The sequence below is a fragment of the Lentzea alba genome (genome assembly GCF_011067745.1).
GTDB lineage: Bacteria > Actinomycetota > Actinomycetes > Mycobacteriales > Pseudonocardiaceae > Lentzea > Lentzea alba.
Genome location: NZ_JAAMPJ010000015.1, coordinates 69,486 through 92,270, shown reverse-complemented (window position 1 = coordinate 92,270; position 22,785 = coordinate 69,486). Strand labels below are relative to the sequence as shown.

Annotated in this window: 19 protein-coding genes; 10 read left to right on the top strand and 9 right to left on the bottom strand. The window is 69.4% G+C overall.

The window, feature by feature from the left end:
• Nucleotides 1-94: 94 nt before the first annotated feature.
• Entirely contained in the window at nucleotides 95-904 is an 810-nt protein-coding gene (locus G7043_RS40375; protein ID WP_166053999.1) for a class I SAM-dependent methyltransferase, read from the bottom strand.
• A gap of 136 nt (nucleotides 905-1,040) precedes the next feature.
• On the opposite strand from G7043_RS40375, the gene G7043_RS40370 reads away from it, so the two are divergent.
• Nucleotides 1,041-2,138, top strand: a complete 1,098-nt coding sequence (locus tag G7043_RS40370; protein WP_166053998.1) for an AfsR/SARP family transcriptional regulator — start codon at nucleotides 1,041-1,043, stop codon at nucleotides 2,136-2,138.
• A 71-nt stretch (nucleotides 2,139-2,209) separates the two neighbouring features.
• Complete coding sequence (locus G7043_RS50180; RefSeq protein ID WP_166053997.1) at nucleotides 2,210-4,285, top strand: tetratricopeptide repeat protein; 2,076 nt, start codon at nucleotides 2,210-2,212, stop codon at nucleotides 4,283-4,285.
• Between the two features lie 37 nt (nucleotides 4,286-4,322).
• Here G7043_RS50180 and G7043_RS48930 read toward each other — a convergent pair whose 3' ends face one another.
• Nucleotides 4,323-4,799 carry a hypothetical protein gene (locus G7043_RS48930; protein ID WP_242643213.1) on the bottom strand — a complete coding sequence of 159 codons (477 nt, stop codon included), beginning with the start codon at nucleotides 4,797-4,799 and terminating at the stop codon, nucleotides 4,323-4,325.
• A gap of 475 nt (nucleotides 4,800-5,274) precedes the next feature.
• Here G7043_RS48930 and G7043_RS40355 point away from each other — a divergent pair, with 475 nt between their 5' ends.
• The 3 genes from G7043_RS40355 (at nucleotide 5,275) to G7043_RS40345 (ending at nucleotide 10,134) form a co-directional block, all read left to right on the top strand.
• Complete coding sequence (locus G7043_RS40355) at nucleotides 5,275-7,650, top strand: ATP-binding protein (protein WP_166053996.1); 2,376 nt, start codon at nucleotides 5,275-5,277, stop codon at nucleotides 7,648-7,650.
• Between the two features lie 372 nt (nucleotides 7,651-8,022).
• Nucleotides 8,023-8,511 carry an RICIN domain-containing protein gene (locus tag G7043_RS40350; protein WP_390829279.1) on the top strand — a complete coding sequence of 163 codons (489 nt, stop codon included), beginning with the start codon at nucleotides 8,023-8,025 and terminating at the stop codon, nucleotides 8,509-8,511.
• Nucleotides 8,512-8,685: 174 nt separating this feature from the next.
• Complete coding sequence (locus tag G7043_RS40345; protein ID WP_166053995.1) at nucleotides 8,686-10,134, top strand: leucine-rich repeat protein; 1,449 nt, start codon at nucleotides 8,686-8,688, stop codon at nucleotides 10,132-10,134.
• 145 nt (nucleotides 10,135-10,279) lie between these two features.
• On the opposite strand, the gene G7043_RS40340 is transcribed toward G7043_RS40345, so the two are convergent.
• The 5 genes from G7043_RS40340 to G7043_RS40320 form a co-directional block, all read right to left on the bottom strand.
• Entirely contained in the window at nucleotides 10,280-10,687 is a 408-nt protein-coding gene (locus tag G7043_RS40340) for a hypothetical protein (RefSeq protein ID WP_166053994.1), read from the bottom strand.
• Between the two features lie 152 nt (nucleotides 10,688-10,839).
• Nucleotides 10,840-11,190: a hypothetical protein gene (locus G7043_RS40335; protein ID WP_166053993.1), complete on the bottom strand. Its 351-nt coding sequence runs from the start codon at nucleotides 11,188-11,190 to the stop codon at nucleotides 10,840-10,842.
• A complete protein-coding gene (locus G7043_RS40330; RefSeq protein ID WP_166053992.1) occupies nucleotides 11,180-14,620 on the bottom strand; it encodes a hypothetical protein in 3,441 nt (1,146 codons plus the stop codon). Before G7043_RS40330 ends, G7043_RS40335 begins: the two co-directional genes overlap by 11 nt.
• Nucleotides 14,621-14,624: 4 nt before the next feature.
• Nucleotides 14,625-15,035 carry a hypothetical protein gene (locus G7043_RS40325; RefSeq protein ID WP_166053991.1) on the bottom strand — a complete coding sequence of 137 codons (411 nt, stop codon included), beginning with the start codon at nucleotides 15,033-15,035 and terminating at the stop codon, nucleotides 14,625-14,627.
• A 5-nt stretch (nucleotides 15,036-15,040) separates the two neighbouring features.
• The gene (locus G7043_RS40320) at nucleotides 15,041-15,835 is read right to left on the bottom strand and encodes a hypothetical protein (protein WP_166053990.1); all 795 of its coding nucleotides are present in this window, start codon (nucleotides 15,833-15,835) and stop codon (nucleotides 15,041-15,043) included.
• A gap of 133 nt (nucleotides 15,836-15,968) precedes the next feature.
• On the opposite strand from G7043_RS40320, the gene G7043_RS40315 reads away from it, so the two are divergent.
• Genes G7043_RS40315 through G7043_RS40305 form a run of 3 tightly spaced genes read left to right on the top strand, consistent with a single transcriptional unit; the run spans nucleotide 15,969 to nucleotide 19,381 of the window.
• On the top strand, nucleotides 15,969-16,664 hold the full coding sequence (locus tag G7043_RS40315) for an AfsR/SARP family transcriptional regulator (protein WP_242643234.1): 696 nt from the start codon (nucleotides 15,969-15,971) through the stop codon (nucleotides 16,662-16,664).
• On the top strand, nucleotides 16,661-17,821 hold the full coding sequence (locus tag G7043_RS40310) for a serine/threonine protein kinase (RefSeq protein ID WP_166053988.1): 1,161 nt from the start codon (nucleotides 16,661-16,663) through the stop codon (nucleotides 17,819-17,821). The genes G7043_RS40315 and G7043_RS40310 overlap by 4 nt, the downstream gene beginning before the upstream one ends.
• Nucleotides 17,822-17,869: 48 nt before the next feature.
• Nucleotides 17,870-19,381: an AfsR/SARP family transcriptional regulator gene (locus tag G7043_RS40305; protein ID WP_166053987.1), complete on the top strand. Its 1,512-nt coding sequence runs from the start codon at nucleotides 17,870-17,872 to the stop codon at nucleotides 19,379-19,381.
• 15 nt (nucleotides 19,382-19,396) lie between these two features.
• Here G7043_RS40305 and G7043_RS40300 read toward each other — a convergent pair whose 3' ends face one another.
• A complete protein-coding gene (locus G7043_RS40300; RefSeq protein WP_166053986.1) occupies nucleotides 19,397-20,041 on the bottom strand; it encodes a winged helix-turn-helix domain-containing protein in 645 nt (214 codons plus the stop codon).
• Between the two features lie 19 nt (nucleotides 20,042-20,060).
• Complete coding sequence (locus tag G7043_RS40295) at nucleotides 20,061-20,798, bottom strand: LuxR C-terminal-related transcriptional regulator (RefSeq protein WP_166053985.1); 738 nt, start codon at nucleotides 20,796-20,798, stop codon at nucleotides 20,061-20,063.
• A 37-nt stretch (nucleotides 20,799-20,835) separates the two neighbouring features.
• On the opposite strand from G7043_RS40295, the gene G7043_RS40290 reads away from it, so the two are divergent.
• Nucleotides 20,836-21,528, top strand: a complete 693-nt coding sequence (locus G7043_RS40290; protein WP_207312382.1) for a response regulator transcription factor — start codon at nucleotides 20,836-20,838, stop codon at nucleotides 21,526-21,528.
• Entirely contained in the window at nucleotides 21,525-22,778 is a 1,254-nt protein-coding gene (locus G7043_RS40285; protein ID WP_313888318.1) for a sensor histidine kinase, read from the top strand. Before G7043_RS40290 ends, G7043_RS40285 begins: the two co-directional genes overlap by 4 nt.
• Nucleotides 22,779-22,785 lie beyond the last annotated feature (7 nt).

Here is a 22,785-nt window from a genome sequence, read left to right as displayed (position 1 = left end):
AGCCCCACCGGCCCGCGTCAGGCTTGTTGTGTTTAAACGAGCGGGTGGCGGGGCGCTTTGCCGCCCGGCACCACGGTCGTTCGGAGGGACCCGCTCAGACGGGCTTTTGGCCCCAGGTGCAGACGAACTGATACGACCAGGCGCGGAACCGCGGGTCGAGCATCAGGTCGCGGAACCGCCCCAGCTCCTCGGTGGTGATCCCGGCGTGCAGCAACGGTGTCTCGAGCTGCCGTACGTAGTTGAGGTTGAGCAGGCAGGCGGTGGTGCCGCCCGCTGTGGTCCGCGCGTGCGCCAGGCTGTGGCGGTTCGTCAGTCCGGCCTCGGCCATGTGCCGGTCGACCTCGTGCGCCCAGGTGAAGGAGACACCCGCAGCGCGCGCCACGGTGTTGTGTCCCACGTCCAGCACGTGGTCGTGCACCTGCTCGTCGCCGTCGCCTGGCGCGGTTAGCACTCGCAGTGGGCGGTCGCTGAACTCGCCGACCACCAGCCAGCCGCCGGGTGCGAGCGCGTCGACCAGGGTCTTGAGGATCTCCACGCGGCGCGGTAGGTGCATGAGCAGCAGGCGGGTGTGGATGAGCTGGAACGGTCCGTCCACCGGCAGGCCCTCGTTGATGTCGTGCTGGTGCACCTCGATGCCCGGCCGCTCCACGAGGTAGGCGGTGTCCAGATCCACGGAGACGATCGTGCCCGTGGAGCCGGTGCGCTCGGCGAGCCAGCGGGTGATCGAGCCCCCGCCCGCGCCCAGATCCAGGCATCGCCAGCCAGGGCCGGCCCCGATCTCGTCGAGGCACGCTGTGCTGATCGGATCCAGTAGCTGTTCTAGGTGGTCCATCTGCGCGCGGCCCAGTTCGGAGCCAGTGTCCAGCAGGTACTTCGATGTGGTGTCGTGGCTCTCGAGCGACATGTGCACCCTCTCCCCTTGCGTCTGTCGGGACTGGGCATCAGGCTGCGCTGCCGTGCTTACCCGGTGCTTGCACCGCCGTTTCCTCTAGGCTGGGTCCTGCCGAGCTGGACGCCTCTGGGGAGAAGATGGCGGTGGGATGCGGTTCGACGTGTTGGGCCCGCTGCGGATGTACCGCGGTGGCGACGTCGTCACGATCTCCGGTGCGCTGCGCAGGAGCCTGCTGGCCGTGCTGCTGGCGCGCGCGAACGAACCGGTGCCCACTGATGTCCTCATCGACGCGCTCTGGGGTGAAAGGGCGGGCGACGGCAGCGTGCAGCGCCTCCAGGTCCATGTGCACCGGTTGCGGGCGGCGCTCGACGATCCCGAACGACTGTCGTTCGGCCCGGACGGTTACTGCCTGCGGGTACGTCCTGATGATCTCGACGCCCGCCGGTTCGACGCTCTCCTCGACGAAGCGAACGGAGCCGATCCACGGCGGGGCGCGGAGCTGATCCGCCAGGCGCTGGAACTGTGGCGCGGCACGCCGTACCAAGGCCTGGACGTGCCCGAGTTGGTCGGAGAGGTCCACCGGCTGTCCGAGCGCAGGCTTGTGGCGATCGAGGACCTCTACGCCGCGGAGCTGCGCTGCGGCAGGCACGGCGAGATCACCGGCGAACTGACCGAGCTCGTGCACCGGCATCCGCTGCGGGAACGGTTGCACTGTCTGCTGATGACTGCGCTATACCAGGGCGGCAGGCAAGCCGAGGCCATGACGGTCTATCGCCGTGCAAGAGACGTTCTGGCCGAAGAACTCGGTCTCGATCCCGGAGCGGAGTTGCGGGCCCTCGAAGTCCGGATCCTGCACGGCGAACCTGTCGAGCTCGGCACGTCACCACTTGCTCGCGCCGTGCCGGCCCAGATACCGCACGACACATCCGGGTTCGTCGGGCGCGAAGCCGGGCTCGCTCGCCTGGACGAGCTGCTGGGCAAGGCGCCGATAGTGGTCGTCGTGGGTACCGCCGGCGTGGGGAAGACGGCCATGACAGTGCGGTGGGCACACCGCGTCAAGGACCGGTTCCCCGATGGCCAGCTGTATGTCGACCTGCGCGGATACGGTCCCGACCCGCCTCTGTCGCCGCAGGACGCACTCGCCGCCTTCTGCGTGCCTTCGAGGTGGACGGCGCCGCCATTCCACAGGACCCGACCGAACGCGCGGCGCGATTCCGGACGGCGGTCGACCGGAAGAAGCTGCTGATCCTGCTGGACAACGCCCGCTCCGCCGCTCAGGTGCGTCCGCTGCTGCCCGGCTCGTCCGGCTGCCTCGTCGTGGTCACCAGCCGGGACTCGCTCGGCGGGCTCGTGGCCCGCGAGGGCGCCCAGCGCGTGCACCTCGACCGTATGTCCACCGGCGAAGCCCACCGTCTGATCACCGAACTGCTCGGCGACCGCTGCGGTACCGAGCCCGAGGCCACCGAGCAGCTGATCGAACGGTGCGCCCGCCTGCCGCTCGCTCTGCGTCTCGCAGCCGAACGGATCCGCGAGCACCCGCACGACCTCGCCGCACTCGTCGCCGAACTCGCCGACGAACAGGCACGGCTCGACCTGCTCGACAGCGGCGACGATCCGGACACCTCGGTGCGCGCGGTGTTCTACTCCTCCTGCCGCGGCCTCGCCCCCGAGGCAGCGCGTCTGTTCCGCCTGTTCGGCGTCCACCCCGGACGCGACATCGACGTCTACGGCCTCACCGCGCTCACCGGGGGTGGCGACCTGCGGACCACCCGGCGTCTGCTGGACACGTTGAAACGAGCCAATCTCGTCGACGAGACCGCCGACCGGCGTTACGTGCTGCACGATCTCCTCGCGACCTACGCCGCCGAACTCGCCAACACCACCGACACACCGGCCGAGCGCACCGCCGCACTCGCGCGGCTGCTCGACTACTACCTGCGCACCACGGCACAGGCTGTGCGGTTCATCGCGCCGAACGAGATCAATGAGGTCGGTCCGCCGGTCACCGCTGCGCCGGACCTGTCCACCTACGACTCCGCGCTGCGATGGCTCGACGCCGAGCGCGCCAACCTGGTGCGCGCCGCCGAGGCCGCCGCGCAGGATCTGCCGGCCCGCACCACCAGCCTGGCCAGGGTGCTGTCGTGGTACTTCGACGTCGGCATGTACCTCGACGAAGCCAAGCAACTGCAAGGCAAAGCGCTCGACACCGCGCGCGAGCACGGCGATCTCGTCGCCGAGGGGATCGCGCTGCGCACTTTTGGCCTGGTGCACCTCTGTGCGCACCGACTGAGCGAGGCAGAACAGTGCTTCGAGGAATCCCTCGCCCTGCACGAGAAGGCTGGTGCGCCGATCTACCAGGCGACCACGCTGAACCATCTCGGCGCGCTGTGCGGATTCGCGGGCCGGGCGGAGGACGGGATCCGGCACCTGAGCCGGTCGGCCGGCCTGTTCCTCGAACATGATCAGCGGCTGATGGCCCAATGGCCGCTGACCACCCTCGGCCAGCTACACCTGCGCCAGGCTCAGCCCGAGCGCGCGCTGCCGCACCTGCAACGGGCCTTCGCCATCGCCGATGGCCACGACTACCCACCTGGCCGGTTCAAGACCTCCTACGCCCTCGCCGGGGCATACCGCGACATCGGCCGGTATCGCGACGCACTCGACTGCGCCCACCGAGCGCTGGACATCGCCCGATGCTCGCGTTTCCCCGTGCTCGAGGTGCAGACCATGTACCGCCTCGGCACGATCCACCTCCGCCTGGGCGATTACGAAAGCGCGCTACAGCACCATCGCCAGGCGCTGGCCGCCGCTCGCGACTTCTCCGGCACGCAACTGGAAGCCATGGCGCTGAACGGGTTGGCCGAGACCCACGCTGCCGCAGGAGCACCTGCCGAAGTTATCCGTCAGCACCATCTCGACGCGCTCGCCTCCGCCACCAACCTGGGCGCACGATACGAACAAGCCCGCGCACACGCCGGCCTCGGCGACGTCCACGAGCGGCAGGGCGAGCACGACAAGGCCACACAGCACTGGCAACAAGCACTCACCACCTACCACGATCTGCGAGCACCAAAACCGCGGAGCTTCAGGAAAAGATCGCAAACTCCCGAAGGAGAACGGGTTCTTCCAGAAACTAGGCCTGATGCAGCTTGGTGGTCTGATCAACCTTCGCGCATCGGTGGTCGTCAGCGAACACGTCGCGCGCCGCGCCCGCAAACAGGAACCGTGGGTAGGTGCACACTCGCGTGGCTCGACACCGTCGCCAGTGACTCCAGGACCACTACCGCACCACCTACCGAACCGCGTCATCGTGTGGGAGTGTCAGATCTACGACCTGACCATCCACCCTGGACAGACCGTGCGGGGTGCCAAAACGCGGTCCGGTGGGCCTGACCTGCCTATCAGGCTGCCGCAGGTTCGTACTCGTTGATCAAGCCGTCGAGTGCTTGCCGGCGACGCACGGACCTACAGCCAATCGAGGTGGTGCTCGTTGATGATGAGCAGTCGGTCGGTGAGCTCGCGTCTGAAGGTGCCGACGAACGTTCGGCGTAGCAGTTCGCCCGCGGACACGGGTTGTCCAGCGCCCGTCAGGATTGGTAGTGCTGCCGAGGATGTGGACATAGCGGGTGCCGACCTCCATCACGAAGAACACGTACACGCGTTTCAAGGTGACCACGCAATCCACATGGAAGAAGTCGCATGCCACCATGGTCGCCGCCTGGGCGCGCAGGAACCGACGCCACGACGTGTCGGAGTCCCGAGTCGGCGAGGGCGGAATCCGAAGCCGCTTCAGCACACGACGCACGGTCGACGCGGCCGTCCGGTGGCCGAGCTTCAGCAATTCGCCTTGGATCCGGCGGTAACCCCAGCCGGTGTTCTCCCGCGCCATCCGTTCGATCAACGCCACGACGGTCTCATCGACCCGCGGGCGCCCAGTCCGGTTCGGGTAGGTCCACTTCTTCGCTACCAAGCGCCGATGCCACCGCAGCACGGTGGCCGGAGATACCAATCGGTGCTCTCGCAGCCACACCGGTAACCGCCGCGTCAACGCGGCCAGCACCGCGCGATCAGCCCAATCCAACCGCGGACGCCGAATTACCACGACGCAACACCGCGACCTCATGCCGCAACACCAGCAACTCGACGTCCTTGGCCACCGAAGACCGGGCGAGCAGAACCAACCAACCACCCAGCTGAACAAAGACGAGGGCCGTACTCGACAGGTTTTGGAGAGCAGAAGGTCTCCCGGAACAGGCCGGTTCACCACATTGGACCAAAAGTGTTGCCTGTCAACGGGATCGGTGGCGTGCAGCCGGTTGACCCGATCGCCATGCTCAGGTCTCATGTGCCCGGAGGCGGCTCCCGACGGAGCGAGGTGGGCGATGCGGACGACCGGGAACCTCCCGGCCGAGCTGACGAGCTTCGTGGGCCGGCGGCGTGAGCTCGACGAGGTCAAGCGACTGCTCGGCGAGTCACGGCTGGTCACGCTGACCGGGGTCGGCGGCACGGGCAAAACCCGGCTGGCGCTGCGGACGAGCACGGCGTTGCGGCGGGCGTTCCGTGACGGGGTGTGGTTCGTGGACATGACGCAGCTGCGCGATGCCGGCCTGCTCACCCAGGAAGTCCAGGGCCCGGAGATGCTCGCCTACCTGGTGGGCGCGACCCTGGGACAACCGGAGCCCGGCAACGGGGGCGCGCTGGACGCGCTCGTCGAGTGGCTCCGCGGCCGGCAACTGCTGCTCGTACTGGACAACTGCGAGCACCTGATCCCGTGCTGTGCGATCGTCGCGGACGCGCTGCTGAGAGGCTGCCCCGGGCTGCGGTTGCTCGTGACCAGCCGGGAACCGCTCGGGATTCTCGGCGAGGTGGTGTACGGGGTGCCGCCGCTGCCCGTCCCCGATCCCGGTCGCCGCACGAGCCGGGCGGACCTGATCCGGTCAGAGTCGGTGGCGTTGTTCCTGGCGCGGGGCGCCGCGGCCGTGCCGGGGTTCGAGCTGACCGACGACAACCACTGCGCGGTGGCGGAGCTGTGCCGCGGGATGGACGGGCTGCCGCTGGCGATCGAGCTGGCTGCCGCCCGCCTGCGCGTGTTCACCCCGCAGCAGATCCTCGAGCGGATGACCGACCGGTTCGCCCTGCTGTCGCGGGGGAGCCGCACCGGGCCGGAACGCCAGCGGACGTTGCGGGCCTGCATGGACTGGTCCTTCGACCTGTGCGCGAAGCCGGAGCGGGTCCTGTGGGCACGGCTGTCGGTGTTCGTGGGCGGGTGCGAGCTCGACGCCGTCGAGGGCGTCTGCGCGGACGAGCACGTGCCGTTGACAGAGCTGCCGGAGCTCGTGGCCGCGCTGGTGGACAAGTCGGTGCTGGTGCGCGGCGACTCGGCAGGCGGGACGGCGCGGTATCGGATGCTGCAGACGATTCGCGACTACGGCCAGGACAAGGCGCGCTCGGCCGGCGAGGAGGCGTTGCTGCGCCGGCGGCACCGCGACTGGTACCAGGAGCTGCTGGACCGGGCGCACGACGAGACGTCCACCGAACGGTACGGGTACTGGCTCGCCCGCCTCCGCCGTGAACAGCCGAACCTGCGCGCTGCCGTGGAGTTCTGCCTGACCGAACCGGGCGAGGCCGAGGCGGCTCTGCGGCTCGCCGTGGCCGTGCCACGGCTGTACTGGCGGGCCAGGGGCCTGTTCAGCGAAGGCAGACGGTGGCTGGACCGCGCACTGGCCCAGACCACCGGGCGAACGGTGCTGCGCGCGAGGGCGCTCATGGTCAACAGTCAGCTGGCTTTCTGGCAGGGGGACACAGCCGCCGGGATGCGCTTGGTGGAACAGAGCGAGGACCTGGCGAGAGAGACGGGCGCTCCTCTCGTCCTGGCTTACGCCGCCTTCCTCCGCGGACTGGCCGCGCTGCACGCCAACGACCTGGAGAAGGCGATGGAAACCCTAGAACGAGCCGAGGTGATGCTGTCCGCTGTGCCGCCCCACGACCTCGACCTCGACCTGGACCTGAGGTTCAACGTGCTGCTCACGCAGGCGTCGGCCGCCGCCCTGGCCGGCGAGCACGAGCGAGCGGACTCCTGCGTGCGGGAACTGTTGACGATCGCCGCACACCGAGGAGAAGGTCTCCACCTGTCTTTCGTGATCTGGCCGAATGCCCTCAACCACTGGCTCCTGGGCGACCTGACCCAGGCGACCGAGCAGTCCCTCCGGGCACTGCGGATCAAGCTGACGTGCGGAGCGGACGACCGGTACGGCACCGCGTTGTGCCTGGAGCTGCTGGCGTGGATCACGGCCGATCAGCAACGCCACCGCCGGGCCGCCACGCTGCTGGGTGCTGCCGCCGCGCGCTGGACCGACATCGGTGCCTCCATCACCTCGTATCGGCACCTGGTCGTTCAACACGACGCGTGCGCGCGACGGATCCGCGAGGCGATGGGCGATGCGGCGTTCGCTGACGCCTTTGCCGTTGGTCAGAACCTCGCGCTCGACGACCTGCCGGCGTTCGCGTTCGAGGAAGAGCAGGGCGCCACGCCACCGCTCGAGTCGCTGCCGAGCCCGCTCACCCGCCGTGAGCAGCAGGTAGCGGAGCTCGTCGCGGACGGGCTGTCCAACAAGGAGATCGCGGCCCGTCTGGTGATCGCCCGCCGGACCGCGGAAGGACACGTCGAACGCATCCTGAAGAAGCTCGGGTTCGCCTCCCGCGCGCAGCTCGCGGCCTGGGTGGCCGAACGCCGGCACTCCGCGGTGGACGGTTCGTGAGGTCCGCGTTGGCGTGCGGGGTGCCAAAACACGGCTCGATAGGCCTGACCTGCGCATCAAGCCGCTACAGGCTCGTACTCGTTGATCACCCCACCGAGGATCGGCTTAAGGACCGGTCGACAGCCAGAGCCGTCAAGATCATGCGCCGCTCCAAGTGCACCAACGGTATTCGCGAGTTGCTTCGCCGCTACGAGGGACTGAAGATCGCCGAGTTGGCGGCTGAGTTGCACTAGCCCCATAAACAGCGGGGACTACGCGCCATGGAGCCGTTCGGCGGCTTGCCATGTAGCGAACCAGGGCGCGGAGAACGCCGCGCCGGCCGACCACCTGTCACAGCAGGAGATCGGCTGGCTTCGCGACCCGGCAAACGAGGTGAGCGTCGGCCGGATCGCGGAGGACACCGGCTATTCCGAACGCATGATGTTCCGCCTGCTGTGCGACCTGCACACCAGGCTCGGCTCCCGCAACCGGACCGAAGCGCTGAAGCTGGTGCGCGCGGTCGGTGCCGGCAAGTGCCTCAACGTCCCCAGCACCACGGCCGGCACCCAGGCGCGGATCTGGCCGTGCAGTGGCCAGCCGGCCCAGAACTGGACCTACACCACCGGAAACCAGCTCACCGTCGGCGGCGGCACGATGTGTCTGGACGCCTACAACAACCAGACCAGCGCGGGCACCAAGGTGATCATCTGGTCCTGCAACGGCCAGACCAACCAGCAGTGGCTGCGCAACTCCGACGGCTCGATCACCGGTGTCCAGTCAGGACTGTGCCTCGACGTCACCGGGGCGTCCACTGCCGACGGCGCGCTGGTCCAGCTGTGGACGTGCCACGGCGGCAGCAATCAGCGATGGACACTGGGATAGCCGCGGACACCAGGACCGGCGACATCTGGCCCACCGCGCCGCTGGGTTCCCTCGCTCGCAATGGAACCCAGCGGCGTGTCGGATCCAGCGTGCCGAAGTCGACCTTGTTGACGGCGACGCCTCGATGTTAGCGTTCACATCACCCCCGACTCCGAAGCAGCGACACAAGCCGATATGAAGCGAAAAACCCTCTTTGCCGTTGTCGGAGCCGTCCTCGCCGTGTCGTGCGCCGGAGCGGTCGTCCTCATTTCGGGCGGAAAGTCCTCCGGGCCGACCGCGGCCGGCAACCTCGCCACAGCCGAATCCGAGGTCGCCTCAGGCCCACCGGCGACGACGCTCACGTCGTCGCCGGCCTCCACCACTCCACGTGCGGAGCAGAAATCCGTTCGAGACGGCAGCCTGCCGTACCTGGAAGGGACGCTGCCCGCGGATCCGACCGCCGATCCCGGACCAGATCCGGTGTTCGCCGCCGACCCCGACCTGCGCCGCGACGACGGCTACAGCTATCGGCCCAGCAAACCCGGTGACCACCAACTGCCCGCGGGTACCGTCGCGTTCCAGTACAACGTCACTGCCAACGCCCTCAAGGCGCGCCTGGCCGAACGCAAACCGGAACTCGCCAAGGCGACCGGGATCGCGCTGTACCTCACCGGCGGCACGGCGCTCTCCGACGCCGACCTCGCCGCGTTGCAGGGCGTGCACCGCGACCTCGGCCTGGGCAACCTCACCCGGCTCCACGTCTACAACCTGCGCAGCATCCAAAGTGGACGGGAATGCACCCCGGTGTCCGGGCTGCCGTGCGCGGGCCAGCAGGCCCAGGGCGGCAAGTCCCCCTACCTCTGGTACAACGGCTGGTGGGACACCTGGGTCAGGCAACTCGTCCTCGACGACTTGGACGCAGTGCCCGACGGTGCGTTCAGCAACCACAACTTCAGCGAGGTGAGCCTGCGTGGCGCGCGATCGATCGGCGTCATGGCGTTCGGCCACGCCCCGCACGCCAAGCTCAGCGTCATGCACCTGCCCAGCGCCGGCACCATCGCCCACGACGCCTTCCGCCGCAACCAGTACCTGGTCAAGGTGATCCTGCCGAACGCGACCGAAGTCGACGACTTCGCGTTCGACGACGCCTCCCGTCTGCAGTACTTCACCGCGCCTCAGCTGCGACGGCTCGGTCGCAACGCGTTGAACGACAGCCACGAGCTGATCTCGGTCAACCTGCCCAAGCTGGAGTACCTGGGCATCAACTGCTTCGACCTCAACGGCAAGCTCATCGGGCTGCGCCTGCCCGCCCTCACCGAGATGGACAAGAACGCGGTCACCGGCTTCACGAACCTGCGATGGGTCCACGCCCCGCGCCTGACCACGGTCTGGCACAACGCCATCACCAACAACGCGAAGCTGACCACGGTCGTCATACCTGGCGTCACCCGGCTCGGACCGGGCGCGGTAAGGGGCAACCCCGTCCTGACGGCGGTCTACCTCGGCTCGACACAGCCGAGGCAGGACGCCGACGTCTTCACCGCAAGCCCGAACGCGACCATCTACCACACGGGCGACCCTGCGGCGTGGGCGAACTTCAAGCCGTCTGGTGCCCCTGCGCTCGCGGTCCGGCTCAAGCCCTGATCGCGCGTGGGGGCCAAGCCGAGCCTGGTCCTGTGCGTGCCGAAAACCTCATCCATGCAGGTTAAGCGGCATAGTGATACTCGTGGATGACTCCGCTGAGACGGTCCTGTCGATCTACGGTGAGGCGTTCGATCAGCCCTTCGCCTCAACGAGCTCGGTGTGCGAGAGCTTCCTCGACACAACTGCGGGTCTGGTCTTCGCCGACGAGCGCGAGGTACTCGCCGAACGCCTTGCTCTCCTCCTGAGAGCCGCGGGTGACGATCCCAACGGCGTGGCGAACCACCCTCGGAGAGCGTTCCAGTTGCAAGAGCCGGAACCCGAGCTCGACCGCCTCCGGTTCGGAGGTCTCCACCAGCACCGCGACCAGATCGAGGAGGTCGAACGCGTAGTCGAGCTTGTCGTCGAAGTACTCGGTGTCGGCGATGCGCACGAGCGCCCGCAGCGCTTCCGTCCGTTCCGCGCGCGTCCCCTTGTCCTCGCAGATCTCGTGACTGACGTCGATCGCGTTGGCGAACGCGGAGAACGTGTCGTCCACCGCCATGCGCCTGGTCAACGCCGTTCCTGCGGTCGTGGACGCCGCACTCGACCTGCCACTGACCACCGGGCGCGGGCTGGTGTCGGTCCCCCGCCGCGTCAGCCGGTGATGTTCGGCCCGTCTGATGAGGTGATTCACGACGCTCAGACGGGCTTCACATCACGACCAGCTCAGCCGACGTACTGTGCAAGGCTCGTCAGCACGAGGTCCCCTGGCTGACCGTCGTCCACATAAGCCTCGGTCTCCTGGAACATCCGGAGCACCTCGACCAACGCCTCGCGGTCGAAGAACAGCACCAGCACCGGCTCCGCGTCGGGCAGCAGTCGGCGCACGTGCTCCTGCTCATCCTGCGTGTACGAGTCCCAGGTGGGCTCGTCGAAGTACACCTCCACAGGCTTGCCGTGGACCAGGACGTGCAGCCCTCCGCGATCCACCACGGTCGGACTCATGCCGGCCGTGAGGCGCCTGCGAGCCGACTTCGCATCGGCGCCGGGAACGAAGACCACCACCTCACTCCACACCGTCGTCCTCCTTGCCCTTCAGAATGCCGAGGAGTTGCTCCTTCGACGTGACCACTTCGAAACCCGCATCGGTCAGGTTCTGCCGCATTTTCCAGCCCAGGTTCGGCCCATAGATGATGACCGGTTTACCGGTCACGGCACGAGTGTTGTTCGCCTGGGTGAGAGCACCCCGGCCACTGCCCGCCTTGACCTGGATCACCGCGTTCGTGGTCTCGATGTCGAAGTCGGTGGCCAAGGTGCCGTTCGGCCGATAAGCCGGAACGTTGACTCCGGTGACCATTCCGGGCGACTCGTCGTCGATCGCGTTCGCGAGGTCACCCACCAACGGATCGTCCGACGACCACTTCGGAGTGGACGTGCCGTCGCCCGCTGATGGGGAGCTCGCGGCGGCTCCGGGTTTCTCTCCGGCCGCCCTGTCCGGGGCAGGCTCCCGCGGGGCGTCCGCCTCCGCTTGCGGGCGTTCCGCGTTCGCGGGTTCCGGCGCGTTGTTGTCGCCGGCCGTCGAGTTGTTCGAACTCCGGTATGCGGGCGGATTCTCGGGCTTCTCCGGTGTGGACGGTCCCTGCCGCGGCCGTTCCGGGGTGATCGGGTTGTCGCCGCCAGGCGCCCTGCGCGGGCTCTCCGGGCCCTCTGGGTCCGGCAGGCTCGAAGGGTTGGCCGGGTCGTCGAAGCGCGGTTCGTGGTCCCCGGTCGTGGGGGCTTCGCGGTCGGGCTCGGCGGCCGGCTTGCGCGGTCCGTCCGGGGCGCTGTGTTCTGGTGAGTCACTTGGGCGCCACGGGGTTTCCGGCCTGTCCGGCGCGTCCGGGATCGCGGTGACACCGGTGGCGGCGAGGCCGAGTGCGGCGGCGGTCGGAGCCTGCCGGAACCCTGGGTTCACCGGTTTGTCCGGGCTTACGCGGCTGGGCTGCTGCGGGGACGTGCGTTGTGGGTTTTCGCGCGGTGCGGTGCGGGGCGACTCCGGGGTGCGCTGCGGGTCTTCCCGCGGTGCGGTGCGGCGCGGTGCTTCCGTGGTCCTGCCGTTGCGCGCGGCTCGGCCGGCCTGGGCGATCTCGTCACTGGCTCCCAATGCTTCGTCAATGCCTCGTGCGGCGCGCAGGGCGTCGTCACCGCTCCGTGCCACGCCGGATACGAGGGGCTTGATTGCGCCGGCGCCTTTCAGCGGTGTCGCGCTGACCACCGCCAGGCCTGCCTCGACTGCCATGTCGCCGCAGTTCTTACCGCTGCCGAGGCAGTCCTTCCCGGTGCCGTAGGTGTTGCTCAGGCCGAGTCCGACGGTGCCGTCCGCCGCGAGGGCGGCCGTGCCGGCGATGGCTTCACCGACTTGGCCGAGCTGGACCTTGCCGTTCTTGACCGACTGGCCCCACTGCCGTTCCAGGTCGTCGAAGTTGCGCTCGAACTGTTCCTTGCGCGGGAAGACGGTGACCCGCCGCCCGTCCGCGGTCGACTTGGCTTCCTCCGGACGCTGCAACCGGCTTTGGCTGAGCTTGTGCTCGATCTCTTTCGGCAGAGGGCCCTGCGAGACCGCGACCGGCAGGCCTTCGCTGGTCTGGCCGATCGACACGTTGGCGTACCGGGGGTCGGAGGGCTTGCGCCACTCGTTGACCGTCACCGGTTTCTTGGTCTTGATGATCTCGTTGTTGGTGACGGTCGTGACCTCGGTCTCGACCGTCTTGGGCGGATGCACGTAGCCGCTGAGCGGCATGTTGTGCACCGCGGACTGGCCGGTACGCGCGTTGGTGACCCGCGTGTGCTGGTCGTCCACCTTTTCGACGACCTGGGCGTCACGCTGCCCCACCGGCTTGCCCTGGATGGCGTCGTGGTAGTCCACCATGCCCTGCGCGATGCGCAACTGCTCCTCGCGCGCAGCACGCTTGGCCGCGGTACCCGGTGCGCCGCCCCGCTGAGACTCCGCATAGGCCTGCCGGCCGGCCGCCGTGCGGGCGAGATCCTCGGCGGCTCGTTGCTGTGCCGCACGCTTGGCCGCAGTACCGGGCGCGCCACCACGCTGGGACTCGGCGTACGCGGCGCGACCTGGGGCGGTCCGAGCCCAATCCTCGGCAGCCTGCCGTTTCGCCCGCATCTGACGTTCGGTCAGAGCTTGGGTCTCCGCGGCGGCCTCAGCCAACCGCAACGACTGAGACAGCGGCTTGGGACCGGGCGCGGGCTTGATCGTGGGCTTCTTCTGGCCGCTGGGCCGCTGGGACTCCGCATAGGCCTGCCGGCCGGCCGCCGTGCGGGCGAGATCCTCGGCGGCTCGTTGCTGTGCCGCACGCTTGGCCGCAGTACCGGGCGCGCCACCACGCTGGGACTCGGCATAGGCGGCGCGACCTGGGGCGGTCCGAGCCCAATCCTCGGCAGCCTGCCGTTTCGCCCGCATCTGACGTTCGGTCAGGGCTTGGGTCTCCGCGGCGGCTTCGGCCAGCCGCAGTGACTGGGACAACGGTTTGGGCGCGGGTTTCGGAGCGGCCTTCGGGGTGGGCTTCTGGCCACTCGGACGCTGAGACTCCGCATACGCCTGACGACCAGCCGCAGTACGAGCCAAATCCTCGGCGGCCTGTCGGCGGGCCTGGTCCTGCTTGGCCGGCTGCGGCGCACGCACCGCCGCGGAGCGCATGACGGGGGCGGGTTTGGTGCTGGGTTTCTGGCCGCTGGCGCGTTGGGATTCGGCGTACGCGGTGCGGGCCGCCGCGGTGCGCCTCAGATCGTTCGCGGCTTGCTGGCGTGGCTGGTTCTGCCTGGCCCCGGCTGGGGTCGCAGTGAGGGGTTTGGGTTTGGCGGTGGACTTCTGGCCGCTGGGGCGTTGGGACTCGGCGTAGGCCTGCCGGCCGGCCGCCGTGCGGGCGAGGTCGTCGGCGGCCTGTCGGCGCGCTTGCTCCTGCTTGGCCGGCAACGGTTTCGGCTTGGTGGACGTGGTCGGCTTCGACGCCACCCGAGGCTTCGGTGCCGGGTTCTGCGAGGGCCTGGGCGGGGGCGGCTTCGGGACGACGTTCGGTTTGGGTGCCGCCTTGAGCGGCGGTTTCGGCGTGGTCGTGGACTTTGCCGCCGGTTTGGGCTTGGCCGCGTTGGGCTTCGATGCCGGGTTTTGCTTGGCCGCGTTGGGCTTCGGTGCCGGCTTGGTCTTCTGCGCCTGCGGCTTCGGCTTGACGGTGGACTTCGCCGCAGGCTTGGGCTTCGGCTTCGCCACGGACTTGGTGGCAGGCTTCGTCTTCGCCACGGCCTTCGGTTTCGCGGCAGGCTTGGACTTCGCCGCAGCCTTGGACTTCGCGGCAGGCTTCAGCTTGGCAGCGGGCTTCGGCTTGGCCTTCGGCACGGCCTGGCGCGCAGTGGAGGGTTTCGACTTCGGTGCGGCCTCCGCCTCCTGGGCGCCGAGGGCGCCGAACGCCAGGGTCAGCAGACCGCCCGACGCGGCGTAGAGGGCCGCCCTGCGCATCCTTTTAGAATTCACGCTCGGCCTCCCGCCTGCGCGCCCTGCGCTGCTGCAGCTCGATTCCGAGGGAACGACCCATGAGCCCGCCGAACAGGCCCGCCGCGAGGCCACCCGCCAGGGCGGCCGGTAGCAGGTCGACGACAACGGCCGGAATCGCTCCCGCCACCAGGGCCGCGGAGATCCCGCCGATGCTGCCGGCCTTGGCGGTGCTCATCGGCTCACGCCGTGGCGGCTTGTAGTCGTCGTCCTCGTCGGCGGAGTCCTCGACTTCGACCGGCGAAGAGTCCACTTCGGACTTCCAGACCGTCTCCGGCAGAACCACGTAGTAGGAGTCGTAGGACGGCTCGGCTTCTTCGGTGAACTCGTCCTCCGCCGTGGAGGACCCGTACTCGTCGAACGAGAGTCGCTTCGTGGGCATGCCGCTCACCCGCTGTGCGCTGACGACGACACGGTGATGGTCACCTTCTTGCCGGGCTTGTGCTTGCTGCTCGACACCTTCAGCCGCTTCTCCATGTCGTGCGAGGTCTTCACCGTCCGCACGGGTTCGACCGGCGGCTTGGGCTTCGGCTTCTTCGTCTCCTCCTTCTTCTTCTCCTGGATCTTCTTGATCTCGCCCTTCTTCTTGTCGTAGTCCTTCTTCGCCTCGTTCAGCTGCTTCTCGGCGGTCTTGACCTTCTTCTTCGCCTCGGTCGCCTCGGACTTCGCCTTCTTCAGCGCCTCATCCGTCGGTGAGGGCTTCTTGACGGGCTTCGAGGACGGCTTCGAGGGCGACACGTGCACGGCGACCTCTGCCTTCCCCGTCCCGCTCGCCTGCGCATGGGAACTGGCGACGACCCGCGGCGGCGCGGGCGGCTCCTCGGCCTCGACGGCAGCCACGACCGCCTTCTGCACCACCGGCCTCTGCACCACCGGCTGCACGACACGCGGCGCGGCAGGCTGCGCGACGGGCTGCGCGGCCGGAGGCGCGGGCGGCGGCTCCGGCGCGGACGGTGCGGGCGGCGCGGTCTCCGTCTGCGGAACAGGAACCGGCTTCGGTGCCGGGGGCGGTGCGGGCTCCGCCGGCTTGGGCGTGGCGGACGGCGCCGACTGCGCCGCCGGCTTCGTGTCCTCCGCCGCGAGCACGTTGACCGCCGACGCGCCGATCGCGGCCGTCATCAGTCCCGCGACGCCGTACAGCGCCGCGCGCTTCAGGTTGCTGCCGTTGCCCGACTCTTCCATGACTCCTCGCTTCGGTAGATGCCTGACGAGGACCGTCACACCGGCCAGTGCAGAACGAGTGCAACGTGAATGAACCGCTTCTGGACACCCCCTCCTTACCGTCGCCGATCGAGAGGTGACGGAGGTGACGGAAATGCTGTTCCGCGTACTGGGACCGCTCGAAGTCGTCCACATGGACGGCCGCAGGGCCGACATCCCGGTCGGGGCGTCGGAGCACGTCCTGACCGCGTTGTTGTTGCGCCCCAACACCTGGGTGAGCGCCGAAAGCCTCGCCGAGACAGTGTGGCCCGACCGGACCTCCACATCTCCGGCCGAGGAGCTGTGGCCGCACGTGCACGACCTGTGCAGGCGCACACCGCTGTTCGGCGAGACGTCGGCACGCATCGAGAGCATGGGCGGCAGGTACCGGCTCAACATCGGCGAGGGTGAGCTGGACAGCATCGTGTTCGAGCAGTTGGTCCACGATGGACGCGCGCTGCTGCCCACCGACCCGGTGACCGCCGCCCGCTGCTTCCGCGCCGCGGCCGACCTGTGGCGCGGTGCGCCGTTCGCGTCGCTGAACACCTACCACAGCCGGGCCGAGACGGATCGGCTGACGCGGTTGCGGTGGGCGGCGCTGGACCACCTCGTGGACGCGCTCATGGCGATGGACCACACCGCCGGCTCCGTGACGCTGCTCCAGGCGCTCACCGCGGAGGACCCGAAACGGGAACGCACCTGGCTGCGCCTGGTCGAGGTGCTGACCCACGCCGGCCGGCCGGTCGAGGCCGCGGCGGCGTCGCGCAAGGCGGCTCGCGTCGTCGGCGCATCGGGGAGGCACGCGCGATGACCGGTGGAGACGACTTCGAACTCATCGGCACCGGTCCCGTGGCAACGGTTTACGGCGGCCTTTACCTGGCGCTGAAGGCATACCCGCCGGTGGACGAGCAGGTGATCGACGCGTTCGAACGCGAGCAGACGGCGCTGGCCCCTCTGCGCGGCGACGCGCCGATCCTGCTGGTCGACGAGGTGATGCGGCTGGGAGACAACAAGCCCGCGTTGCAGATGGAGCTGTGCTCGGCATCGCTCGCGGGACTGGTGGCGGACAGCGGCGCACTGCTTCCGGCCGACGCCCTGGCGGTTGGCCACACGGTCGCCACGGCCGTCGCCGCCGCACACCGCGCCGGTGTCGTCCACGGTGGACTGACACCGCACAACGTGCTGTTCCACCCGTCCGGCGCGCCGATGGTGGCGGACTTCGGCACGGCGTTGCGCCGTGCGTTCCCACCGGCCGAAACCGAATACACCGCACCGGAAACCCGGCGCGACGGCACGATGGACGAACGGTCCGACCTGTACGGGATCGGCGTCGTGCTGCACCTCGCGCTGACGGGTTCCGCTCCGGGTGAGGGGAACCCGGAGGGCCCGGCCGAGCTGGTGAAGCTGGTGCGACGCCTCCTCTCCGAGGACCCAGCGGACCGACCGTCGACGGCCGGCGTCGTGGTCCGGCAGCTTGCCGAGATGCTGGAGCCGCAGACAGAACCCGCCGCACCAGACGCCGCACCAGACCCCGCTGTGCCCGAACCCGAGGCGCCCGAGAAGCGCGGACGGCTCCGCGCCAGGACAGTGGTCGTCGGGATCGTTGCCGCCGCCACCGCTCTCGTCACCTTGCCGAGCCTCTTCCACGACCAGCCGGGCGCCCCGCGGTCGGTGGCGTCCACGACCACGACGAGTTCCGCCGCCGCGCCGGTCACGCTCACGCTGGCCGATCCGGTCGACGGCGGGGCACACGTCGACCTGACCTGGCAGGCCCCGGACGGCTTCACGTTCGCCGTCGTCGTCGCGGCCGAGAACCAGAAACCGCAGGTGCTCCTGGCCCGCGACCGCTCGATGCGCGTCCCGGTGGAGGGCGCGGGCAAATACTGCTTCCTCGTCCAGGCCACTGACGGCAAGCGTGTGCTGGAAACCCCGCCCAAGCCGATCCGCGGGGCGACCTGCAAGGCCTGACGCGCGGTGTCATCAAATCCTCATGGTCCCCCTGTGACAGTTCGAACCGTGATCGCAGGGGAGACCGGAGGTGCGAAGGTGTTGTTCCACGTGCTGGGGCCATTGGAGACGCGGGTGCAGGGTGGGGACGGGCCGCGGCGGATCGCGCGCAAGGCCTCCGCACTGCTGGCCACGCTGCTGTTGAACAGGGGCGAATGGGTGGACTGCACTCGGTTGGTCGAGGCGATCTGGCCGGATCGGGTGCCGCCGCGGTCCGCGCTGTCGAACATCAAGAGCTACATCTGGCAGATCCGCCATGATCTCCTTCCGGCGCAGGACAGCGGACCCAGAATCGAGGCACGGGCGGGCGCGTACCGGCTGTGCGCGGCACCAGATGAGGTCGACGCCGAGTGTTTCCGGCGGCGCGTCGCGGACGGGCGGACCGCCATGGCGCGCGGGGACGCGGCGGACGCGGTGCGCCACCTGGAGACCGCGGCGGCGCTGTGGCGCGGCACGCCGTTCGCCGAGCTGCCGGACGAGGTCGTGGCACCGGTGGTGGCGGAGCTGGAGGAACTGCGCTGGGAGGTCCGCGAGACCCTGGCCGACGCGTTGACCGCCGTGCGGCGCCACCGCGAGGCGATCGCCCTGCTGCGCGAGCTGACCACCGCGGACCCGCTGCGCGAAGGACCGTGGGCACGGCTCGTGCTGGCCCTGGTCCGGGCAGGCCGCCGCAGCGAGGCGTTGGCGACGTACGACGACGCACGGCGCGTGCTCGCCGACGAACTCGGGGTCGACCCCGGTCGAGCACTCGTGGAGGCCCATCGGCACGCCCTCGCGGAGCCTGCCACCCGGCGCGTCCGCTGCGACCTGCCCAGGGACGTGCCCGACTTCACCGGCCGCTCCGGTGAGGTGGCGAGGCTGACAGGGCTGAGCCGGTCGGCCAGGACCACCGTGCCTGTGGTCGTGATCGACGGGATGCCGGGTGTCGGGAAGACCGCGTTCGCGGTGCACGTCGCCCATCGGATCGCCGGGGAGTTTCCGGACGGTCAGCTGTTCGTGGACCTCTCCCCCGATGGCGAGCCGCTCGGTGCGGACGTGCTGCTGGCACGGCTGCTGCGAGCCGCGGGCGTGCGCGACATCCCTGACACCGTCGTCGAACGAGCGGCGGCCTGGCGTGCGCACCTGGCCGGTCGTCGCGTGCTGCTGGTCCTGGACGGCGCGTCGAGCAGCAACCAGGTCCGCCCGCTGCTGCCCGGCAGCGCCGGCTGCATGGTCGTGATCACCGCGCGCACCCGTGTGCTTCACCTGGACGCGATCGAGCCGATCACGTTGACACCACTGCCCGCGGCGCAGACCGCCGCCCTGTTCCGCTCCGGCACCAGGGCATCCGCCGACGACGTCGTGCGGGAGGTGGTCCGCCGCACCGGCGGTCTGCCCGCCGCCGTGCGGGCGGCCGCGGCACTCTTCCACTCACGTCCACAGTGGACTGAAGAACAATTCACCACGCGCCTCGGGGAGGAAGCCACCCGCACCGCGACCGCGTTGGACGACCGCCAGCACCGCCTGCTGCACGCCGTGTGAGGGTCCACCGTGAACTCAGCCGCAGCGGTAGCCGAAACCGCGCACAGTCTGCACCAAGGCAGGAGGACCGAGTTTCTGCCGCAGCGCGGTGATGACGACGTCCAGGACGTTCGACACCGGTCTCACCTCCGCGTCCCACGCGGCCGCGATCAGGTCCTCGCGGCGCACCGGCCGCCCGCCCGCGGCCACCAGGCGTTCCAGCACCGTGAACTCCTTGACCGTCAGGCTCAGTGCCCGGCCCGCTCGGGTGGCGGTGCGCCTGCCGAGATCCAGTTCCACGTCGGCGTGGCGCAGCACCAGCGGTGCCGTGAGGGCTGTCAACCGGCACAGGCTGCGCACCCGCGCGATCAGCTCCGGCATGGCGAACGGTTTGACCAGGTAGTCGTCGCCGTAGGGCAAACCCTCGACCGGATTGTCGATGCCGGTCAGGAACAGCACGGACGCTCCGCAGCCGTCCCGCCTGCGTTGCTTCACGTAGTGCAGCGCGTCCCCGGAGGGCAGGATGCGATCGAAGATCACGCAGTCGTACGTGTTCACGAACAGCGCTTCGTCGGCCTCGGGCAGGTCGGAGGCTACGTCGACGGCGAAACCCGCTCCTCGCAGCGAGGTTTCCACGGCGAAACGGATGTTCTCGTCGTCATCAGTCACCAGGACGCGCACGTTGGCCGACGCTAGCCGATCAACCGGCGTGGTCGAGCAGCCAGCCCCGGCCGGCCGCCTTCGCGCCTGCCTGGAACCGGCTGCGCGCGCCCAGCCGGTCCATGAGCTGGGAGACCGTACGGCGGACGGTACGAACGGAAAGGTTCAGCCTCGCCGCGGCCGCCTCGTCGGTGCGGCCCGCGAACAGCAACGTGAGCAGCTCGCGTTCCCGGTCCGTCACCTCCCCCGCCGCCACCGACGCGCTGAACGGCACAGCGGTCCGCCACACGCGCTCGAAGAGTTCGACAGTGGTCGTGACGATGCAGGCCAGCTCGAACGCCGCGACCGAGTCGCCGCGCTCGGCGGGCAGCACGGTCAACGCCCGGTCGACGATCAGCACGTCCAGCGGGACCCGCGGCATCGTCCGGATGTCTGCTCCGGCCAGTGCCAGTGCCAGTGCGCCCAGCCGAGCCGAGAAGCCGCGCGCCGTGCGGGCCCTCAACCGGTACGCGCCGGGGCGGGCCTCGATGCGGTTCCCGTCGCCGAACGGCGGCAGCGCACGCCGCAGCTGGGACACGTACGTCTTCAGGTTCGCCTTCGCCTCCGCGGGCACGGCCTGTTCCTGCCACGTCGCACTGAGGACCTCATCGGTGCGCACCCAGGCGTTAGGGTGCAGCAGGAGCACCCCCAGCACCGTCCCGGCCTTGCGGGTGCCGAGATCGACGACCGCGCCGGTGGAGGAGTGCGCCTCGAGTGGGCCGAGTACGTGGAAGATCATCGAATTGCGTCCCTCTTCATCACCACAAGAGGATTTGATGACACGACCGCCGGGAGGGGTCCCGCCGCGCGTGCTGCTCGTCGAGGACTACGAGGACACGCGCGTCGCCCTGGTGGTGGAGCTGGAGGCCGCGGGCTTCGACGTCGACGACGCGGCCGACATCGCGGGCGCCGACCGGGCGCTGGCCGGCAACGACTACGACTGCGTCGTGTTCGACAGGCTGTTGCCCGACGGCGACTCGATCACGTACGTGCATCGCCGGCGCAAGGAGGGCTGGGCCACCCCCGTGCTGTTCCTGACCCAGCTGGACAGCGTCACCGACCGGGTGGCCGGATTCGACCACGGCGGTGACGACTACGTGGTCAAGCCGTGTGACATGGCCGTGGTGACCGCGCGCGTCCAGGCGATGTGCCGCAGGGCGGGGCGTGCTCGCCCGTCCGTGCTGCGCCACGCGGACCTCGAGGTCGACTGCGCGCGCCGGGAGACGCGCCGGGACGGGGTGCTGCTCACCCTCAGCCACAAGGAGTTCGCGGTGCTCGAACACCTGATCGCGCGGGCTGGCACGACCGTGACCAGGGCGGAGTTGATCGAGCACTGCTGGGACACCAGCACGGACCCCATGTCCAACGTCGTCGACAAGGTCGTGAAACGGCTGCGGCAGAAGCTGCTCGAACCGGAGCTGATCCACACCGTGCGCGGCGTCGGTTTCCGGCTGGAGGCCGAACGGTGACCGGGGCCGCGGCGCGGCTGCGCGGGCTGAGGTGGTTGCTCACCGGGCTGTTCACGGCGCTGAACGCGGCAGGGGTGCTGCTGGTCGCGTGGCTCATGATCGACATGGACGAGCAGAAGGGTGAGCAGGCACTCGACGCGGACCTGCGCAGGGTTCCCCCGCTGGTGGTGCGGCTGCTGGAGTTCACCGGCGACAGGCTCGACACGAGCGGGCTCTTCGGCGACTCGATCACGGTCGAGTGCCCCCAGTTCGCGGTGATCCCGGCCGGCGAGGGGAAGTTCGACCCGTACCGGAGCGGTGTGTCCTGCGTGGACGTCGATCTGGCGGTGCTCAGCGGGATGGCCGCGGACGCGGTGCGCGAACGTGTGCCGCAAAGCGCTTACGTGCGCGCGATGGACGGCAAGCTCGTGCGGGTCTATGCCCAGCCGTTCACCAGCGCGAACGGACCGTACGTCGGTGCGGTCGTCGCGCACATCGACGCGCAGCAGGAGAACGATCGGCACGACCGGCGGGTGCTGCTCGTGGCGCTGGGCTGCGTGATCCTCATCGGCGCGCTCGGTGGCACCTGCCACTATCTGTCCGGACTGGCGATCAGGCCCGCGGCGATCGCGCTCGAACAGCACGAGGAGATGCTCAACGGCATCGCGCACGACCTGAAGAGGCCGGTGACCGGGCTGCGTGCGCTGGCGGACACCGCGATGCGCAATCCGGGGAGCATGGGCAAGGTGTTGCCGCGCGTCGTGCGGCTGGCCAAGAGAATGGGCGGGATCGTTGGCACGCAGCTGATGTACGCCAAGTTCGAAGCCGGCGTGCAGCAGCTCGCCATCCAGTCGGTGCAGCTCGACCAGCTCGTCTCCGCCGTCGTCGAGGACATCCCCGCGGAGGGCGCCCGGATCACCTTCGCGGCCGTGCCGACCAGGGTCGACGCCGACCCGGACATGATCGGGCGCGCGGTCGAGAACCTGATCGGCAACGCCATCCAGCACGGCCACCTGCCGGACACCGCTCCGGTCGTGCACGTCAGCGTGGGCAACGGCCGGGTCATGGTCGCCGACGAGGGCCCTGGGCTCGACCCGGCGGCCGCGCAGCGAGCGCTCCAGCGGTTCACCAGCGGCGGCGGATCGACGGGGTTGGGTCTCTACCTCGTGCAGCGGATCGTGCACGCGCACGGCGGCACGCTCGGGATCTACCGCTCCGAGACCGGCGGGGCGATCTTCGAGATCGCGCTGCCCACCGCTGGGCGGCCGTGAATGTACC

Coding starts and splice junctions, on each gene's coding strand:
- G7043_RS40375 (WP_166053999.1), bottom strand. CDS start 904: ATGTCGCTCGAGAGCCACGACACCACATCGAAGTACCTGCTGGACACT.
- G7043_RS40370 (WP_166053998.1), top strand. CDS start 1,041: ATGCGGTTCGACGTGTTGGGCCCGCTGCGGATGTACCGCGGTGGCGAC.
- G7043_RS40355 (WP_166053996.1), top strand. CDS start 5,275: ATGCGGACGACCGGGAACCTCCCGGCCGAGCTGACGAGCTTCGTGGGC.
- G7043_RS40345 (WP_166053995.1), top strand. CDS start 8,686: ATGAAGCGAAAAACCCTCTTTGCCGTTGTCGGAGCCGTCCTCGCCGTG.
- G7043_RS40330 (WP_166053992.1), bottom strand. CDS start 14,620: ATGCGCAGGGCGGCCCTCTACGCCGCGTCGGGCGGTCTGCTGACCCTG.
- G7043_RS40325 (WP_166053991.1), bottom strand. CDS start 15,035: ATGCCCACGAAGCGACTCTCGTTCGACGAGTACGGGTCCTCCACGGCG.
- G7043_RS40320 (WP_166053990.1), bottom strand. CDS start 15,835: ATGGAAGAGTCGGGCAACGGCAGCAACCTGAAGCGCGCGGCGCTGTAC.
- G7043_RS40315 (WP_242643234.1), top strand. CDS start 15,969: ATGCTGTTCCGCGTACTGGGACCGCTCGAAGTCGTCCACATGGACGGC.
- G7043_RS40310 (WP_166053988.1), top strand. CDS start 16,661: ATGACCGGTGGAGACGACTTCGAACTCATCGGCACCGGTCCCGTGGCA.
- G7043_RS40295 (WP_166053985.1), bottom strand. CDS start 20,798: ATGATCTTCCACGTACTCGGCCCACTCGAGGCGCACTCCTCCACCGGC.
- G7043_RS40290 (WP_207312382.1), top strand. CDS start 20,836: ATGACACGACCGCCGGGAGGGGTCCCGCCGCGCGTGCTGCTCGTCGAG.